Consider the following 17,874-nt stretch of genomic DNA (forward strand, 5'->3'; position numbering starts at 1 on the left):
TTGTTATGTCATTGCCGCATTATCACGCTGAAACTGACCTTAACGCTGAAAATTTGCTCAGATTGCCTGCTGAATTCGGCTGTCCGGTCTGGGTCTATGACGCGCACATTATTCGCCGTCAGATAGCCGCCCTGCAGCAGTTTGACGTCGTGCGTTTTGCGCAAAAAGCCTGTTCGAACATTCATATCCTGCGCTTAATGCGCGCGCAGGGTGTCAAGGTGGATTCTGTTTCATTGGGGGAGATCGAACGTGCGCTGGCGGCGGGCTACGATCCGCAAACGTGCCCTGATGATATCGTTTTTACCGCCGATGTGATTGACGCCGCCACGCTGGCGCGCGTCAGTGAACTGCATATTCCGGTCAATGCCGGCTCGGTAGATATGCTGACGCAGCTTGGTCAGGTTTCGCCTGGGCATCGCGTCTGGTTGCGCGTGAATCCTGGCTTTGGTCACGGCCACAGCCAGAAAACCAACACCGGGGGCGAAAACAGCAAACACGGCATCTGGCATAGCGATCTTCCGGCGGCGCTGGCGGTAATGCAGAAATACCGACTGAAACTTGTCGGTATCCATATGCACATTGGTTCCGGCGTCGATTATGGCCATCTGGAGCAGGTTTGCGGCGCGATGGTACGCCAGGTGCTGGAATGTGGTCAGGATGTGGAGGCGATTTCGGCAGGCGGCGGACTCTCGATACCTTACCGTGAGGGAGAAGAGCCCGTTGATACGCGCCATTACTATGGCCTGTGGAACGCGGCGCGCGAGCAAATCGCCCGCCATCTGGGACATGCGGTCAAACTTGAGATCGAACCCGGACGTTTTCTGGTGGCGCAATCGGGCGTGCTGGTAACGCAGGTGCGTAGCGTAAAACAGATGGGAAGCCGCCATTTCGTGCTGGTAGATGCGGGTTTTAACGATCTGATGCGCCCGGCGATGTACGGTAGCTATCACCGTATTTCGGCGCTGGCGGCGGATGGTCGCGCGCTTGAAAATGGCCCGTGGGTCGAGACGGTGGTCGCCGGGCCGCTATGCGAATCAGGCGATGTTTTTACGCAGCAGGAAGGGGGAATGGTTGAAACACGCGCCTTACCTGCGGTCATCCCCGGCGATTACCTCGTATTGCACGATACCGGCGCGTACGGCGCGTCAATGTCATCGAATTACAACAGCCGCCCGCTCCTGCCGGAAGTACTGTTTGACAATGGACAGGCGCGGCTGATCCGCCGTCGTCAGACCATTGAAGAGCTGTTAGCGCTGGAGATGCTCTGAAGCGCATCATTAGGCCGGACGTTGAAAAAACGGGCCCGCGGCGACGGACTCGCGCAGAATCAGCGTGCCGGTAAAGGGCGGGATCGGGGCGACCGGCTCGCTGTTCGCCAGACGAACGGCCTGATCGATCGCGGTGGCTATCATATCCTCGATGGGTAAATAGACTGTTGAAAGCCCCGGTTCAAGCCAGGTTGCGCCCGGCGCATCGTCAAAACCAAACAGCGACACATCCTGCGGGATGCGTAATCCGGCCTGGCGCAGCGCTTTTGCCGCGCCCAGCGCCGTGTCATCATTACAGGCGAATAGCGCGCTAAACGTGACGCCTTCCTCCAGTAATTCCCGGCAGGCGTCATAGCCGCGCGTCAGCGTGTAATCGCCGTATTTCACTTTTGCCGGTTGCCAGGGAATACCATACTTTTCCAGCGCCTTGCGATAACCCGCTACGCGTGATGTGCCGGTGGGAGTATGAACAGGCAGCGTAATACAGGCGATATCGCGATGGCCCTGCGTAATCAGATATTCCACCGCCTGGAATGCCGCCGTCTCCTGCTCGAAGAAAATAGCGCGATCGCGGGCCTGAGTGACGTTGCGATTAATAATCACCAGCGGCATTTCCGTGGCGTCAATCAACGACAAAATCGCCGGCTCATCCATATAGCGAGTGTAAAGAATAATAGCGTCGCACTGTCTGTCGGCCAACATTTGTACGGCTTTCTGCTCTCGTTCCGGCGTATCGTGACCATCGGTGACGATCAACTGCTTGTTATGCAACTCCGCCTGGCGCGACGCCCGGCGCAACAAACTGCCGAAATAGAAGCCGTCAAACGTAGAGACGACCAGACCGATGCTGTTGCTGGTGCGATTCGCCAGCGAGCGTGCCAGCAGGTTGGGGCGATAGTCCAGAGCCTGCATCGCCGTAAACACTTTCTGGCGCGTGCTTTCTTTTACCTGCCCCGTCCCATTCAGCACTCGTGAGACGGTGGCCTTTGATACGCCCGCATGGCGGGAAACATCCAGCATTGTCGCCATCATGCTACCCTGATTAATCGGTTGTCGACAGGTGTCCGGTATCCGTCGGCGTGGATACCGAATGTCGGCGTACCAGTGTCGGACTAAATACATGAGTTACTTCCGGCGTAGGGCATTTCCCTGCCAGCGCTAACGCCAGTTCCGCCGCCTGTGTCGCCATGGTGACGATCGGATACCGAATGGTGGTCAGTCGGGGACGCACATAGCGTGAGACCAGTACATCATCAAAACCGATGAGCGATACTTCGCCCGGCACCCCCACGCCATTATCATTTAATACTCCCATTGCGCCGGCCGCCATCGAGTCGTTATAGCAGGCCACCGCGGTAAAATTTCTGCCGCGACCTAATAACTCAGTCATCGCCTGCTCGCCGCCGCTTTCATCCGGTTCGCCGAACGTCACCAGCCGATCGTTAGCCGGGATATGGCTTTCCGCCAGCGCATCGTAATAGCCCCTCAGGCGATCTTCGGCATCAGAGATGGTGTGGTTGGAACAGATATACCCAATACGCGTATGACCTTGCTGGATCAGATGCCGGGTCGCCAGCCATGCCCCGTAACGGTCATCCAGCGCGACACAGCGATGTTCTAACCCCGGTAAAATGCGGTTAATCAGCACCATGCCGGGGATTTGCTTCATTAATGAGGCCAGGTCCGCATCCGGAATCATTTTGGCGTGTACCACTAACGCTGCGCAACGATGACGAATCAACTGTTCAATAGCCTGACGCTCTTTTTGTTCGTTATGATACCCGTTGCCAATCAGTAAAAAATTGCCGGTGTGATACGCCACCTGTTCAACGGCTTTCACCATCGCGCCGAAAAAAGGATCGGAAACGTCGCCGACCACCAGACCGAGGGTTTCCGTTGCCTGCTGTGCCAGCGCGCGCGCGTTGGCGTTAGGGTGATAGCTCAGGGACTCCATTGCGCTGGTCACCGCCAGCCGGGACGCTTCGCTGGCTTTTGGCGAATCGTTAATAACGCGAGAAACGGTGGCGACTGAAACACCGGCCAGTCGGGCTACATCTTTTATGGTCGCCATGATAATACCTATAGTGGGTAAACGCTTACATTACGCCAGTTTTACGGAAAATGAACGTCTGTTCAAGCCTCTTGCCCCGCCGTATCGGGCAAATGTGACCTGCACGGGAGAAATGCGTCTGTAAAGTGACAATACAAATCTTTCGTTACAGTTTGCGAAGCGCTGTTGCGATTGTCTGCTGGCAGGCCAGCGAGTCAGGTTGATAGAGTGGTGATCCCAGAGGTATTGATAGGTGGAATCAACGTCATTGTTGATCACACGAATTACACCAACCTGCGTAGAGATGCGCAGGTTTTTTTTTGTTTCGCCTGAACCTGTAACAGTAACGGATAATTTACACAACTCGTTGCATTTCCGTTTATTCCTTTGCGTTTTCGGACTGGCGATGCAGACGCGCGAAGCCCACAATCAAGATCCCAGAGGTATTGATTGGTGAGATTATTCGGTACGCTCTTCGTACCTGTCTCTTGCACCAACCTGCGCGGATGCGCAGGTTTTTTTTCGAACCTATTTTGCTATCGCTCCTGTTACGCAACTCGTGTAATCTGCCACAATTCATGTTTTAGCGAATTGTCGGCCAAAGGGAGTTGAAATGCTGTTTGGATTTTTCCGTAACCTGTTTCGCGTGCTTTATCGTGTGCGCGTCACTGGCGATGTCCGGGCGCTACAGGGGAACCGGGTCTTAATTACCCCCAATCACGTTTCATTTATCGATGGTATGCTACTGGCGCTGTTTTTGCCGGTACGGCCTGTCTTTGCGGTATATACCTCCATCAGCCAGCAATGGTATATGCGCTGGTTAACACCGCTGATCGATTTTGTACCGCTCGATCCCACTAAACCCATGTCCATTAAACACCTGGTACGTCTGGTGGAACAGGGGCGTCCAGTGGTGATTTTCCCGGAAGGGCGGATTTCCGTGACCGGCTCGCTGATGAAAATTTATGACGGCGCAGGCTTTGTGGCGGCAAAATCGGGCGCAACCGTCATTCCGCTCCGCATTGACGGCGCGGAGCTTACCCCTTTCAGTCGCCTGAAAGGTCTGGTTAAACGGCGTTTGTTCCCCCGTATTCAGCTTCATATTTTACCGCCGACGCAAATACCGATGCCGGAAGCGCCGCGCGCGCGCGACAGGCGTAAAATAGCGGGTGAGATGCTGCACCAGATCATGATGGAAGCGCGTATGGCGGTGCGCCCGCGCGAGACGTTATACGAATCGTTGCTGGCGGCGCAATATCGTTACGGCGCGGGTAAAAACTGTATTGAGGACATTAACTTTACGCCGGATACGTATCGTAAGTTACTGACCAAGACGCTTTTTGTTGGCCGGATTCTGGAAAAGTACAGCGTTGAGGGCGAGAAAATCGGTTTAATGCTGCCGAATGCCGCCATCAGCGCGGCGGTGATTTTCGGCGCGGTTTCTCGTCGCCGCATTCCGGCCATGATGAACTACACGGCGGGGGTAAAAGGGCTGACCAGCGCGATTACCGCGGCGGAAATTAAAACGATTTTTACCTCCCGCCAGTTCCTCGATAAAGGTAAATTGTGGCACCTGCCGGAACAGCTAACGCAGGTTCGCTGGGTTTACCTGGAAGATTTAAAAGCGGACGTCACACTCGCCGACAAGCTGTGGATTTTTGCCCACCTCCTGGCGCCGCGACTGGCGCAGGTAAAACAGCAGCCGGAAGACGAGGCGATTATTCTTTTTACTTCCGGCTCGGAAGGGCACCCGAAAGGGGTGGTGCACAGCCATAAAAGCATTCTGGCGAACGTCGAGCAGATAAAAACGATTGCGGATTTCACCGCCAATGACCGTTTTATGTCGGCGCTGCCGCTCTTTCACTCGTTCGGTTTGACGGTGGGCCTGTTTACGCCGTTGTTGACCGGCGCGGAAGTATTTCTTTATCCAAGTCCGCTGCACTATCGCATTGTGCCGGAACTGGTCTATGACCGTAACTGTACCGTGCTGTTTGGTACGTCAACCTTCCTCGGCAACTATGCGCGCTTTGCCAATCCGTATGATTTTTATCGCCTGCGCTATGTGGTGGCCGGTGCGGAAAAACTTCAGGAGAGCACCAAACAACTGTGGCAGGATAAATTCGGTCTGCGCATTCTTGAGGGCTACGGGGTAACGGAATGCGCGCCAGTAGTCTCGATTAACGTGCCGATGGCGGCTAAGCCTGGCACTGTTGGCCGCATTCTGCCTGGCATGGACGCGCGTCTGCTGGCGGTGCCCGGTATTGAAAACGGCGGTCGGCTACAGCTGAAAGGGCCGAATATCATGAATGGCTATCTGCGCGTGGAAAAACCGGGCGTGCTGGAGGTGCCGTCGGCGGAAAACGCCAGAGGCGAAACCGAGCGCGGGTGGTACGACACGGGCGATATTGTACGCTTCGATGAAAATGGTTTTGTGCAGATTCAGGGGCGCGCGAAACGCTTTGCGAAAATTGCTGGCGAAATGGTCTCGCTGGAGATGGTCGAGCAACTGGCGCTTGGCGTTTCGGCGGACAAAATGCACGCTACCGCCATTAAAAGCGATGCCAGCAAAGGTGAAGCGCTGGTACTGTTTACGACTGACAGCGAACTCACCCGAGAAAAGTTACAGCACTATGCCCGTGAACACGGTATTCCGGAACTGGCCGTCCCGCGTGATATCCGTTATCTGAAGCAGCTTCCCTTGCTTGGCAGCGGGAAACCCGATTTTGTGACGCTGAAAAGTTGGGTGGATGCGCCGGAACAACATCATGAGTGAGTCAGTACGTACTAACACCTCCATCTGGTCGAAAGGGATGCTGTCGGTTATTGTCGCGCAGTTTCTCTCGGCTTTTGGCGATAATGCGCTGCTGTTTGCGACGCTGGCACTGCTGAAAGCTCAGTTTTACCCGGACTGGAGCCAGCCTGTTTTGCAAATGGTGTTTGTGGGCGCTTACATTCTTTTTGCGCCGTTTGTCGGCCAGATAGCGGACAGCTTTGCCAAAGGCCGGGTGATGATGGTCGCCAATGGTCTTAAACTGGCGGGAGCGGCAGGTATCTGCCTCGGCGTAAATCCTTTTGTCGGTTATACGTTGGTCGGGATTGGCGCGGCGGCTTATTCTCCGGCGAAATACGGTATTCTGGGCGAACTGACGACGGGCGATAAGCTGGTGAAAGCCAATGGCCTGATGGAAGCCTCTACGATTGCGGCGATTTTGCTCGGTTCCGTCGCGGGCGGCGTATTGGCCGACTGGCATGTCATCGCCGCGCTGGTTGCCTGCGCGTTGGCCTACGCTGGCGCAGTGGCGGCGAACCTGTTTATCCCGAAGCTTGTGGCGGCGCGTCCAGGACAATCCTGGCGGTTGTCGGCGATGACGCGTAGCTTCTTCAGCGCTTGCGTTGTCCTTTGGCGTAACGGTGAAACGCGTTTTTCGCTGGTGGGGACCGGGCTATTCTGGGGCGCAGGCGTGACGCTGCGTTTTCTGCTGGTGCTGTGGGTGCCGGTGGCGCTGGGGATTACGGATAACGCCACGCCGACTTACCTGAACGCTATGGTGGCGGTAGGCATTGTGGTCGGCGCGGGCGCGGCGGCAAAACTGGTGACGCTGGAGACCGTATCGCGCTGTATGCCCGCTGGGATTTTGATTGGCGTTGTGGTTGCGATCTTCTCATTACAGCACGCATTGCTGCCTGCTTATGCCTTGTTGCTGTTGATAGGTATGCTGGGCGGCTTTTTTGTGGTGCCGCTCAACGCTTTGCTCCAGGAGCGCGGTAAGAAGAGCGTTGGCGCCGGGAATGCCATTGCCGTACAAAATCTGGGCGAGAATAGCGCCATGCTATTAATGCTGGGACTGTACTCGCTGGCGGTGCTGGTTGGCGTTCCGGCAGTGGCGATAGGTATCGGCTTTGGCGTGCTGTTCGCGCTGGCGATCGCGGCGCTGTGGATCTGGCAGCGCCGGCAGGCATCATACTGAGTGAATATGCCGGGTGGCGAGCGCGCGTTATCCGGCTTATATTGTCTCTGTAAGCCCGGAAGCGTAGCGCCACCGGGCACTGACCATCACGGCGCCGGGTAGGTATAAACCTGATGCGCCGCCTCAATCTCCGCCAGAACCTCTTCGCTTAACGTCAGATGCAGACTTTCCACATTCGTCTTGAGCTGCGCCATCGTGGTTGCGCCCAGTAACGTACTGGCGACAAACGGCTGGCGGCGAACAAAGGCCAGCGCCATCTGCGCCGGATCAAGATTGTGACGCTTCGCGATATCGACGTAGGCGGCAACGGCTTTTTGCGCCTGTTCGCCGCTGTAACGTGTGAAGCGGCTGAACAAGGTATTCCGCGCGCCTGCGGGTTTGGCCCCGTTCAGGTATTTACCGGTTAATGTGCCAAACGCCAGACAGGAGTAGGCGAGCAATTCAACACCTTCATACTGGCTGACTTCCGCCAGTCCGACCTCGTAGCTGCGGTTTAACAGGCTATAGGGGTTCTGGATCGTGACAATACGCGGCAGGTCATGTTTTTCCGCCAGATGCAGATAGCGCATAACGCCAAACGCTGTCTCATTTGAAACGCCAATATAACGAATCTTACCCGCTCGCTGAAACTCACTTAGCGCGTCTAACGTCTCCAGTAGACTTACTACTGGCGTGGAGTCCGTCCAGTTATAGCCGAGTTTACCGAAGCAGTTAGTGGGGCGCTGCGGCCAGTGCACCTGATACAAATCCAGATAGTCGGTCTGCAACCGGGTCAAACTGTCGTGTAGCGCTTCGCGAATATTTTTACGATCCAGCGCCTGATGAGGCCGGATGCCTTGATCATTATTACGTGCCGGTCCGCTAACTTTGCTGGCGATGATCAGTTTTTCACGGTTGCCGCGTTTGGCGAGCCAGTTACCGATATAGGACTCCGTCAGCCCTTGTGTTTCCGGGCGCGGCGGTACCGGATACATCTCGGCGGCATCGATAAGGTTAATGCCATTTGCGATGGCATAGTCGAGCTGTGCGTGAGCGTCGGCTTCGCTGTTTTGTTCACCAAATGTCATTGTGCCCAGCCCTAGCGTACTTACTTCGAGCGAGCTGTGGGGTATACGGTGATAGTGCATAGCCGTTTCCTTTTTATTATGAAGTCAGAAATTCCCGACAAAGGACAATAAAAATGGCAGAGGGAAGGCAAAAGGGAAAGTAAAATTGCAGGCTGCGCGGCGTAATTGTTACCGGGCGTGGTCGCCACGCACCGTTACGGGACGCAGCCTGAAGGCTTGCAGAACGCTGACCTCGATCACAGGCCACCGCTTAACGTTCGATGATTTGAGACACTTCGTCACGGTTGATTTGCATCTCGTTTCCCTGTGCATCGGTATAGCTGACCAGACCGGTATCATCGTCAACTTGCGGTTTTCCATCGGTCAGGATCATACGACCATCTTTCGTCGCCATTACATAATCGCTGCTGCATCCGGATACCGCAAAAGCCAACCCTACTGCGGAAATTACAACTGCCCACTTTTTCATCCGTTTGTCCTCACGTAGCCTGCATCTGATAATAGTCTGTTAATCATATGTCTGATAATAGTCTAGTAATAACGCGCAGCTCTGCATGTCGGAAGCAGCAAAATCTTAATCTGTGAGAAGAAAGGAAATAAAGTGAGTATTCGCTCCCCGGCGGGGGAGCGAGACAGGATTACAGCGGATTCTTTTTATTACGCAACAGGTTCAGGCTCTCTACTGCGATAGAGAAGAACATGGCGAAATAGATATACCCTTTCGGAACGTGAACGTCGAAACTTTCCAGAATCAGGGTAAAGCCAACCAGGATCAGAAAGGAGAGCGCCAGCATTTTTACCGACGGATGACGATCGACAAACTCGCCGATGGGCCGTGCCGCAAACATCATGACGCCCACGGCAATAACGACTGCCGCCATCATAATAAACAGATGATCGGAGAGGCCAACCGCTGTGATAACTGAATCAAGGCTGAAAATAATATCCAGCAGCATAATCTGCACTATTGCGCCCAGGAAAGAAGAAACCCGAGTTTTTAACCCTTCTTCTTCGCCTTCGATGGACTCATGAATCTCCTTGCTGGCTTTCCAGATTAAAAATAACCCACCCAGTAGAAGAATGAGATCGCGGGCGGAAATCGCTTCGCCGAAAAGCTCAAACAGCGGATTAGTCAGACGAGTGACCCAGGCGATTGACGCCAGCAGCGCCAGGCGCATAACCATCGCCGCCGCCAACCCAAGCCGCCGTGCGTGGTTCCGTTGCGCCGTAGGAAGTTTTGCTACCACCAGAGAAAGAAAAATAATGTTGTCGATCCCAAGTACAATCTCCAGCAGCGTCAGCGTACCGAGCGCCAGCCAGGCATTAGGATCGGTTATCCATGCAAATAACATCGAACAAAGTCCTGCCAAAAAAAGAAGCGGTAATTATAGGCCCGTCGAGTGACGGGCGAAAGCCCAGGCTGAATTTGCGCAACCAGGAACGGTGTAAAATAGCGGCGACAATACGCTTACGTTTATCCGGCGCCGGCTCGATGCGTAGCCATAGCGGAGGCGCATTTGCGTGTAATGGACGTTACGGATTCTGCAATAAAAAATGGCGAGCCAGCAGCGCCTGCGTAAAATTTTTTTTCAGATAAAATCCACGCGGTAGCGTCAAAATAGGTTCCCCGCGCGCGCCGATAGCCTCGGTGAGCGCCCTGGCATTGGCGGCTTTGGGTCGCAGTTGCAAGACTTCGCCATGACGGGCGGTAATGCGTTCCACCTGGCCCAGCACTATCATGTCCATCAGCTCTTCCCAGTCGAGGCGTAGCTGCCTGTCCTCTTCTTCACTCGGACTCCAGAGTAGCGGCGAACCTACGCGGCGTTCGGCTAACGGTATGCTGCGATCGCCTTCGACCGGCACCCATAGCACGCGCTTCAATTTATGCCGTACGTGACTTGTCTCCCAGGTCACGCCGCTGTTACCGGTTAACGGCGCCACGCAAACAAAGGTTGTTTCCAGAGGACGACCCAGACTATCCACCGGGATGGTTTTCAGTTCTACGCCTAACGCGGCGAAATCCTGCTCCGGCTTGCTCCCGGCGCTGGCGCCGAGCCAGATCTCCAGCAAGACGCCGATCCAGCCTTTGTCTCGCTTCAAATCTTTAGGCGTGGTAATGCCGGCCATCGCCGCCAGCTCGCCTAACGTATAGCCGGAAAGCTGCCGCGCCTGGGCTAACAGCAATGCTTCCGAAGCAGGCGGAGTCAGTAGCGGACAAAGAGCGGACATGACAATTACCTTAGGTCAAAAAATGAGCAGTGATTTTATACCGTATGGGCAGAGTTTATCTTTTTCTGTGTCTTATATTCAATAGACTGATTTTTATTGCCTTTTTTGTGTTGTTTCTTCGTGTTGCGCAACGCTGAAGCGGGTTTTCCAATTCTGGTCACTGACAATAAACAGGATCTTACACTATGTTATCCACAGAAAGTTGGGATAACTGTGTAAAACCGCCACTACTGTTTCCATTTACAGCCTTGACGTGCGACGAAAATCGAAAATTCAGACAAATAGTGCGTAAGTTATTGGCACAATCTGTGGATAAAACCGACGCTGGTTGATCTTTCATCAGCATAAGGATCTTAGATGTGATGCTGGTCACGCTTTATGAAGGTGGCATGTAAGATTTGTCTATAACACAATGAATATAAGGCACTATTTTTACTGTTTTCCGCATGAGGAATTCAGACTGTTCTGGGTTTTCCCGTGGTAATTCCATACTTCTTCACAACTATATCCACAGAAAAGGTGAATAAAATGGCGCAAGGGCGTCATCATCTGTTTATAACTCGGCTATTTACTGTGAGTTATTCAATTGTTATTAGGCTGTGTCACTATTACAGAGTGGTTTACCGCCTCACTGGAGTATGAAACAATCGTTCATATATAAGGTTTATGTTGAGGTAGTCCGGTGATTGATGACGATGGCTACCGCCCAAATGTAGGTATCGTAATTTGTAATCGTCAGGGGCAGGTGATGTGGGCCCGGCGATTTGGTCAGCACTCCTGGCAGTTCCCGCAGGGCGGGATAAATCCAGGGGAGTCGGCAGAACAGGCGATGTACCGGGAACTGTTTGAAGAAGTTGGGTTAAGCCGTAAAGATGTGCGGATCCTTGCTTCTACTCGCAACTGGTTGCGTTACAAGTTACCAAAACGTTTGGTGCGTTGGGACACAAAGCCGGTATGTATCGGCCAGAAACAAAAGTGGTTTCTTTTGCAGTTAATGAGCGCCGACGCCGAAATCAATATGCAAACCAGCAGTACGCCGGAGTTTGACGGCTGGCGCTGGGTAAGTTACTGGTATCCGGTTCGACAAGTGGTGTCATTTAAACGCGATGTCTACCGCAGGGTAATGAAAGAGTTTGCAAGTGTTGTCATGGCGCTTCAGGATAATCCCCCTAAGCTACAAAGCGCGCCTGCTTATCGACGTAAAAGAGGTTAAGCCACGCAAATTATGCTCACTCGCCTGCGCGAAATAGTCGAAAAAGTGGCCAGTGCGCCGCGTCTGAACGAGGCGCTGAATATTCTGGTCACGGATATCTGTCTTGCGATGGATACAGAGGTTTGCTCGGTTTACCTGGCCGATCATGACCGACGCTGTTATTACCTGATGGCGACGCGGGGGTTGAAAAAACCGCGTGGTCGAACCGTTGCGCTTGCGTTTGATGAGGGGATCGTCGGTCTGGTGGGCAGACTGGCGGAACCCATTAACCTTGCCGATGCGCAAAAACATCCCAGCTTTAAATACATTCCTTCGGTAAAAGAGGAGCGTTTTCGCGCGTTTCTCGGCGTGCCGATCATTCAGCGTCGCCAACTTCTCGGCGTGCTGGTCGTACAGCAGCGCGAATTGCGCCAGTACGATGAAAGCGAAGAGTCTTTCCTCGTCACGCTCGCTACGCAGATGGCGGCTATCCTGTCACAGTCGCAGGTCACAGCGCTGTTCGGGCAATACCGGCAGACGCGAATCCGCGCGCTTCCTGCGGCGCCGGGTGTGGCTATCGCAACGGGCTGGCAAGACGCGACCATGCCGCTGATGGAACAGGTTTACGAAGCGTCTACGCTGGATACCTCTCTTGAACGCGAACGACTGACCGGCGCGCTGGAAGAGGCGGCGAACGAATTCCGACGATACAGCAAACGCTTTGCCGCCGGCGCGCAAAAAGAGACGGCGGCCATTTTTGATCTGTACTCACACCTGCTTTCAGATGCCAGACTGCGTCGCGAACTCTTCGCCGAGGTCGACAAAGGCGCTGTTGCGGAGTGGGCCGTTAAAAAAATCATCGAAAAATTTGCCGAGCAATTTGCGGCGCTAACCGATAACTACCTCAAAGAACGTGCGGGAGACTTACGCACTCTGGGGCAGCGGCTGTTATTCCACCTTGATGATTCAGTTCAGGGGCCAAACGCCTGGCCGGAACGTTTTATTCTGGTCGCGGATGAGCTGTCGGCGACCACCCTGGCGGAGCTGCCGCAGGACAGGCTGGCGGGCGTTGTGGTGCGCGACGGCGCGGCAAACTCGCATGCGGCGATTATGGTGCGCGCGCTCGGTATCCCGACCGTCATGGGCGCGGATATCCAACCTTCGGTGCTACATCGCCGTACGTTGGTGGTGGATGGCTATCGCGGTGAATTACTGGTCGATCCTGAACCCGTGCTTATTCAGGAATATCAGCGGCTCATTAGTGAAGAGATAGAACTCAGTCGTCTGGCGGAGGACGACGTCAATCTTCCCGCCCAACTGAAAAGCGGCGAGCGTGTCAAAGTGATGCTGAATGCCGGGCTCAGTCCCGAGCATGAGGAAAAGTTAGGCAGTCGGATCGACGGTATCGGCCTGTACCGTACTGAAATTCCCTTTATGCTGCAAAGCGGGTTTCCCTCGGAAGAAGAGCAGGTGGCGCAGTATCAAGGGATGCTGCAAATGTTTAACGATAAACCGGTGACGCTGCGGACCCTGGATGTGGGAGCGGATAAGCAACTGCCCTATATGCCGATCAGCGAGGAGAACCCGTGTCTGGGCTGGCGCGGGATCCGCATTACGCTGGATCAGCCGGAGATCTTTTTGATCCAGGTCCGCGCGATGCTGCGCGCCAATGCGGCGACTGGCAACCTCAGCATTTTGCTGCCGATGGTCACCAGTATTGATGAAGTCGATGAAGCGCGGCGTTTGATCGAACGCGCCGGGCGCGAGGTCGAGGAGATGATCGGCTATGCGATCCCGAAACCGCGTATCGGCATTATGCTGGAAGTGCCGTCAATGGTATTTATGCTGCCGCATCTGGCTAACCGGATCGACTTTATCTCGGTCGGCACCAACGATTTAACGCAATATATCCTGGCGGTAGATCGCAACAATACCCGCGTGGCCAGTATTTACGACAGTCTGCATCCGGCTATGCTGCGCGCGCTGTCCATGATTGCGCAGGAAGCCGAAAAAAATGGCCTCGATCTTCGCTTGTGCGGCGAGATGGCGGGCGATCCGATGTGCGTGGCGATTCTTATCGGTCTGGGATATCGCCATCTTTCGATGAATGGCCGTTCGGTAGCGCGTGTGAAATATCTGCTGCGGCATATCGATTTTGAAGACGCGCAAACCCTTGCCAGACGCAGCCTTGAGGCGCAGATGGCGACCGAAGTGCGTCATCAGGTGGCGGCGTTTATGGAGCGCCGCGGGATGGGGGGATTGATTCGAGGAGGGTTGTAACGACTGGAGCGGGAAAAGAGAGTGACTGTGGATTCACGGCGCAGACAACACGCCTGCAAGATGAAAGACAATGCGTATACATATCTTTTAACGGTAATCGGCATCTCGCTTTTAACCCTTGTGCTATTATTCGCACCTTTGGAGCGTCTGCAACGCGCAGGCGCGCTTATCAATCGCTATCTCTTCAGCGAAATAACAAGAAATTGTGGTGACAGATGACCAGTAGCTATCTGCATTTTCCGGACTTTGATCCGGTCATTTTCTCAATTGGGCCCGTCGCGCTTCACTGGTATGGCTTGATGTATCTGGTGGGGTTCGTTTTCGCGATGTGGTTGGCGGTGCGTCGTGCTAACCGTCCGGGAAGCGGTTGGACCAAAAACGAAGTTGAAAATTTACTCTATGCAGGTTTCCTGGGGGTCTTCCTGGGGGGGCGTATTGGCTATGTCCTGTTTTATAACTTCCCTCTGTTTCTGGATAACCCGCTCTATTTATTCCGCGTCTGGGACGGCGGCATGTCCTTCCACGGCGGGCTTATCGGTGTGATACTGGTGATGATTATTTTCGCCAGGCGCACGAAGCGCTCGTTCTTTCAGGTGTCTGATTTTATTGCGCCGTTAATTCCGTTCGGCCTGGGCGCCGGGCGTCTGGGCAACTTTATCAACGGTGAATTGTGGGGGCGCGTCGATCCTGACTTCCGGTTTGCCATGCTCTTTCCTGGCTCACGCGCGGAAGATATTGCGCTGCTGCCGTCACATCCGCAATGGCAGCCTATTTTTGATACCTACGGCGTATTGCCGCGCCACCCTTCCCAGTTGTATGAACTGGCATTAGAAGGCGTGGTGCTGTTTATCATCCTTAATCTCTTTATTCGCAAACCGCGTCCGATGGGCGCAGTCTCCGGATTATTCCTGATTGGCTATGGCGCGTTTCGTATCATTGTTGAATTCTTCCGCCAGCCGGACGCGCAATTTACCGGCGCGTGGGTACAGTACATCAGCATGGGGCAGATTCTCTCTATCCCGATGATTATCGCTGGCGCGATCATGATGGTTTGGGCATATCGCCGCCGCCCGCAGCAACACGTTTCCTGAGGAACCATGAAACAGTATTTAGAACTGATGCAAAAAGTGCTGGATGAAGGCACACAGAAAAACGACCGTACCGGCACCGGCACGCTTTCCATTTTTGGCCATCAGATGCGTTTTAACCTGCAGGAAGGCTTTCCTCTGGTGACGACAAAACGCTGCCATTTACGTTCAATTATTCACGAACTGCTATGGTTTTTGCAGGGCGATACCAACATCGCTTACCTGCACGAAAATAATGTCACCATCTGGGACGAATGGGCCGATGAGAACGGCGATTTAGGCCCGGTTTATGGTAAGCAGTGGCGTGCATGGCCAACACCGGATGGCCGCCATATCGATCAGATCGCCACGGTCTTAAGCCAGCTTAAAAACGACCCGGACTCTCGTCGTATTATCGTTTCTGCGTGGAACGTCGGCGAGCTGGATAAGATGGCGTTGGCGCCGTGTCACGCCTTTTTCCAGTTTTATGTCGCAGATGGAAAACTCTCCTGTCAGCTTTATCAGCGCTCCTGCGATGTGTTCCTCGGTCTGCCGTTCAACATTGCCAGCTACGCGTTACTGGTGCATATGATGGCGCAACAGTGCGACCTGGACGTCGGCGATTTTGTCTGGACCGGCGGCGACACGCACCTGTACAGCAACCATATGGAGCAGACGCACCTGCAATTAAGCCGTGAACCGCGCGCGCTGCCGAAATTGGTCATTAAGCGTAAACCCGATTCGCTTTTTGACTACCGGTTCGATGATTTCGAAATTGAAGGCTATGATCCGCACCCCGGTATTAAAGCGCCGGTCGCTATCTAAGCGCTGACGATCCTGCCATAACCGACGTCATCGCGCGTCGGTTTTTTTTACCCTTAGTCTCAATCTTCGGCGCGGATTCCTGAAATTTTGCAACGCGCTGCAAGACATGAACTTTTTTCCGTAACGCGCCGAACAATCTGTATTTGGCGCTCGTTATTTTTCTTCCGCCCGCCATACTGCCGACATGAAAAAACAACAGGGCTATACGCTCATTGAAACGGTGGTCGCGATGTCGCTCATTATCATTCTCAGCGCCACAGGACTTTATGGCTGGCAACGCTGGCAGCAGCAACAGCGCCTGTGGCAAACCGCATGTCAGGTGCGGGATTACCTGCTGCAACTTCGTGAGGACGCTCACTGGCATAACCGCGATCACATTCTTCGCGTGGTCAGCGAAGGCGGTTCATGGTGCTTTGTCAGCTCTGTTGCTACGCAAACATCGTGTACGCCATCTTCCCCCTTTGTGTTTACGCCCGACTGGCGTGATGTCGTCCTTGCCGATATCACGCCGTCGTTAGCCTTCTTTGGCCTGCGCAATACGGCATGGGCAGGGCATATCGTACTGAAAAACGCTGCCGGAGAGTGGCGTCTGGTCGTCTCCTCCTGGGGGCGAATCAGGCTATGTGAGCGTAATGAGGCCGCCACGTGTCAATAACCACGCGAGGGTTCTCGCTACTGGAGGTTGTGCTGGCGATGGCGATAGGTTCCATTTTACTGCTTGGGTCCGCACGATTTTTACCGGCGCTACAGCGTGAGATCTGGCACAACACGCGACAGTTATCGCTGGAAGATGAAATCTGGCAGCGAACCTATACCGTAGCGAAGCATCTTCAACGTGCGGGTTACTGCCATGGCCACTGTATTGGCGAAGGGTTACATCTTGCCGAACAGGGGCAATGCGTCATCGTTCAGTGGGACGGGAATAATAACGGTGTCTGGGATACCATACCGGCGAAAGAGGCCGACCAGACCGGGTTCCGTATGAAGGATAACGTTCTGGAGACATTACGCGGAGCAACATCTTGCCAGGGTAAGGGATGGGAAAAAATGACCGATCCCAATACGGTACTCATCACGGCGTTTACCGTTGAGCGCCGGGATATAACGGGATTCTCGCCAGTGCTCATGCTGCATCTGCGTGGCGCCAGCAAAGCCGAGCCTCAGACGGTTATTGACGCGCAATACAGCGTAACGGGATTTAATCTGTGAATCGGGAACGTGGCGCTTCTTCGCTAATACTGGCGCTTTTAATACTGATTCTGGGTAGTCTGCTACTGCAAGGCGTAAATCAGCAGCAGGCCAGCTATGCCGCCCGCGTGACGACGCAGAGCATGGCGATACAACGCCAGGCGCTCATACAGTCGGCGCTGGAATGGGGGCGGGGGCAGCTATGGTCAGGCGTAACCGAAATGGAATGTCGGCGCTATTCCTCTTCAGGAGCGAGAGTCTGTTTGCGGAGGTTACCGGGGGATGAGGTGGTGATGGCGGCGCAAGATGACAGCATGACGTTATGGTGTTTGGGCAACGTCATTCAGGGAAGCATTGTCTTTTCTCCCCACGGCTGGAGCGATTTTTGTCCGTTAAAAGAGGTGGCGTTATGTCGCATCCCCTGAATTTACAACGCGGGTTTAGCCTCCCGGAAGTTTTAGTGGCGATGGTTCTAATGGTAATGATCGTCACCGCGCTGTCAGGCTATCAGCGGGTATTAATGCACAGTTTTGCATTACGACACCAGTATCTCCAGATCTGGCGGCAGGCGTGGCAGCAAACGGCGCTGTATCCATTTTCGCCTGCTGACGACTGGAAGGCCAACCGGATGCAGACAACGCAATCGGGATGTGTCAGCATCAGCGTCACGATGGTTTCACCCTCTGGCAGGCAGGGGCAGATGACGCGCTTGCATTGTCCAAATCGTTAATCGTCAGGAG

17 protein-coding genes are annotated in these 17,874 nt (G+C 54.2%); 11 read left to right on the forward strand and 6 right to left on the reverse strand.

The features are described from left to right. Positions 1-5 precede the first annotated feature (5 nt). Entirely contained in the window at positions 6-1,268 is a 1,263-nt protein-coding gene (lysA, locus tag ABVN44_RS13550) for a diaminopimelate decarboxylase (protein WP_000056587.1), read from the forward strand. A 9-nt stretch (positions 1,269-1,277) separates the two neighbouring features. On the opposite strand, the gene ABVN44_RS13555 is transcribed toward lysA, so the two are convergent. Beyond that, positions 1,278-2,300: a LacI family DNA-binding transcriptional regulator gene (locus ABVN44_RS13555; RefSeq protein WP_000968346.1), complete on the reverse strand. Its 1,023-nt coding sequence runs from the start codon at positions 2,298-2,300 to the stop codon at positions 1,278-1,280. 10 nt (positions 2,301-2,310) lie between these two features. Beyond that, positions 2,311-3,339, reverse strand: a complete 1,029-nt coding sequence (galR, locus tag ABVN44_RS13560) for an HTH-type transcriptional regulator GalR (RefSeq protein WP_000201030.1) — start codon at positions 3,337-3,339, stop codon at positions 2,311-2,313. 592 nt (positions 3,340-3,931) lie between these two features. Here galR and aas point away from each other — a divergent pair. Continuing rightward, positions 3,932-6,091, forward strand: a complete 2,160-nt coding sequence (gene aas, locus ABVN44_RS13565; protein WP_000896096.1) for a bifunctional acyl-ACP--phospholipid O-acyltransferase/long-chain-fatty-acid--ACP ligase — start codon at positions 3,932-3,934, stop codon at positions 6,089-6,091. Beyond that, positions 6,084-7,286, forward strand: a complete 1,203-nt coding sequence (lplT, locus tag ABVN44_RS13570) for a lysophospholipid transporter LplT (protein ID WP_000004686.1) — start codon at positions 6,084-6,086, stop codon at positions 7,284-7,286. The genes aas and lplT overlap by 8 nt, the downstream gene beginning before the upstream one ends. Positions 7,287-7,372: 86 nt before the next feature. Here lplT and ABVN44_RS13575 read toward each other — a convergent pair whose 3' ends face one another. The 4 genes from ABVN44_RS13575 to mutH form a co-directional block, all read right to left on the reverse strand. After that, positions 7,373-8,413, reverse strand: a complete 1,041-nt coding sequence (locus ABVN44_RS13575; protein ID WP_000558960.1) for an NADP(H)-dependent aldo-keto reductase — start codon at positions 8,411-8,413, stop codon at positions 7,373-7,375. A gap of 190 nt (positions 8,414-8,603) precedes the next feature. Beyond that, the gene (locus tag ABVN44_RS13580; RefSeq protein WP_000758662.1) at positions 8,604-8,822 is read right to left on the reverse strand and encodes a YgdI/YgdR family lipoprotein; all 219 of its coding nucleotides are present in this window, start codon (positions 8,820-8,822) and stop codon (positions 8,604-8,606) included. Between the two features lie 169 nt (positions 8,823-8,991). Further along, complete coding sequence (locus ABVN44_RS13585; RefSeq protein ID WP_000895635.1) at positions 8,992-9,705, reverse strand: TerC family protein; 714 nt, start codon at positions 9,703-9,705, stop codon at positions 8,992-8,994. A 181-nt stretch (positions 9,706-9,886) separates the two neighbouring features. After that, complete coding sequence (mutH, locus tag ABVN44_RS13590; RefSeq protein ID WP_001274930.1) at positions 9,887-10,582, reverse strand: DNA mismatch repair endonuclease MutH; 696 nt, start codon at positions 10,580-10,582, stop codon at positions 9,887-9,889. Positions 10,583-11,264: 682 nt separating this feature from the next. Between mutH and rppH the strand changes: the two genes are divergently transcribed. The 8 genes from rppH (at position 11,265) to ABVN44_RS13630 (ending at position 17,864) form a co-directional block, all read left to right on the forward strand. Further along, the gene (gene rppH / locus ABVN44_RS13595; protein ID WP_000564481.1) at positions 11,265-11,795 is read left to right on the forward strand and encodes an RNA pyrophosphohydrolase; all 531 of its coding nucleotides are present in this window, start codon (positions 11,265-11,267) and stop codon (positions 11,793-11,795) included. 12 nt (positions 11,796-11,807) lie between these two features. Then, entirely contained in the window at positions 11,808-14,054 is a 2,247-nt protein-coding gene (ptsP, locus tag ABVN44_RS13600) for a phosphoenolpyruvate--protein phosphotransferase (protein WP_000957888.1), read from the forward strand. A gap of 215 nt (positions 14,055-14,269) precedes the next feature. Then, positions 14,270-15,145, forward strand: coding sequence for a prolipoprotein diacylglyceryl transferase (gene lgt / locus ABVN44_RS13605; protein ID WP_000204645.1), 876 nt, complete (start codon positions 14,270-14,272; stop codon positions 15,143-15,145). Positions 15,146-15,151: 6 nt separating this feature from the next. Continuing rightward, the gene (gene thyA / locus ABVN44_RS13610; RefSeq protein ID WP_000816247.1) at positions 15,152-15,946 is read left to right on the forward strand and encodes a thymidylate synthase; all 795 of its coding nucleotides are present in this window, start codon (positions 15,152-15,154) and stop codon (positions 15,944-15,946) included. Between the two features lie 184 nt (positions 15,947-16,130). Beyond that, the gene (locus tag ABVN44_RS13615; protein ID WP_000744668.1) at positions 16,131-16,601 is read left to right on the forward strand and encodes a prepilin peptidase-dependent protein; all 471 of its coding nucleotides are present in this window, start codon (positions 16,131-16,133) and stop codon (positions 16,599-16,601) included. Further along, positions 16,592-17,155, forward strand: coding sequence for a prepilin peptidase-dependent protein (locus ABVN44_RS13620; protein ID WP_000029150.1), 564 nt, complete (start codon positions 16,592-16,594; stop codon positions 17,153-17,155). Before ABVN44_RS13615 ends, ABVN44_RS13620 begins: the two co-directional genes overlap by 10 nt. Then, positions 17,152-17,559, forward strand: coding sequence for a DUF2509 family protein (locus tag ABVN44_RS13625; protein WP_023232684.1), 408 nt, complete (start codon positions 17,152-17,154; stop codon positions 17,557-17,559). Before ABVN44_RS13620 ends, ABVN44_RS13625 begins: the two co-directional genes overlap by 4 nt. Then, positions 17,544-17,864: a prepilin-type N-terminal cleavage/methylation domain-containing protein gene (locus ABVN44_RS13630; RefSeq protein WP_000019286.1), complete on the forward strand. Its 321-nt coding sequence runs from the start codon at positions 17,544-17,546 to the stop codon at positions 17,862-17,864. The genes ABVN44_RS13625 and ABVN44_RS13630 overlap by 16 nt, the downstream gene beginning before the upstream one ends. Positions 17,865-17,874: the final 10 nt, after the last annotated feature.

It is taken from the genome of Salmonella sp. SJTUF15570, from assembly GCF_043357055.1.
Lineage (GTDB): Bacteria > Pseudomonadota > Gammaproteobacteria > Enterobacterales > Enterobacteriaceae > Salmonella > Salmonella enterica.

Coding starts and splice junctions, on each gene's coding strand:
- lysA (WP_000056587.1), top strand. CDS start 6: ATGTCATTGCCGCATTATCACGCTGAAACTGACCTTAACGCTGAAAAT.
- ABVN44_RS13555 (WP_000968346.1), bottom strand. CDS start 2,300: ATGATGGCGACAATGCTGGATGTTTCCCGCCATGCGGGCGTATCAAAG.
- ABVN44_RS13580 (WP_000758662.1), bottom strand. CDS start 8,822: ATGAAAAAGTGGGCAGTTGTAATTTCCGCAGTAGGGTTGGCTTTTGCG.
- ABVN44_RS13575 (WP_000558960.1), bottom strand. CDS start 8,413: ATGCACTATCACCGTATACCCCACAGCTCGCTCGAAGTAAGTACGCTA.
- lplT (WP_000004686.1), top strand. CDS start 6,084: ATGAGTGAGTCAGTACGTACTAACACCTCCATCTGGTCGAAAGGGATG.
- galR (WP_000201030.1), bottom strand. CDS start 3,339: ATGGCGACCATAAAAGATGTAGCCCGACTGGCCGGTGTTTCAGTCGCC.
- thyA (WP_000816247.1), top strand. CDS start 15,152: ATGAAACAGTATTTAGAACTGATGCAAAAAGTGCTGGATGAAGGCACA.
- aas (WP_000896096.1), top strand. CDS start 3,932: ATGCTGTTTGGATTTTTCCGTAACCTGTTTCGCGTGCTTTATCGTGTG.
- ABVN44_RS13615 (WP_000744668.1), top strand. CDS start 16,131: ATGAAAAAACAACAGGGCTATACGCTCATTGAAACGGTGGTCGCGATG.
- ABVN44_RS13585 (WP_000895635.1), bottom strand. CDS start 9,705: ATGTTATTTGCATGGATAACCGATCCTAATGCCTGGCTGGCGCTCGGT.
- ABVN44_RS13630 (WP_000019286.1), top strand. CDS start 17,544: ATGTCGCATCCCCTGAATTTACAACGCGGGTTTAGCCTCCCGGAAGTT.
- lgt (WP_000204645.1), top strand. CDS start 14,270: ATGACCAGTAGCTATCTGCATTTTCCGGACTTTGATCCGGTCATTTTC.
- mutH (WP_001274930.1), bottom strand. CDS start 10,582: ATGTCCGCTCTTTGTCCGCTACTGACTCCGCCTGCTTCGGAAGCATTG.
- ptsP (WP_000957888.1), top strand. CDS start 11,808: ATGCTCACTCGCCTGCGCGAAATAGTCGAAAAAGTGGCCAGTGCGCCG.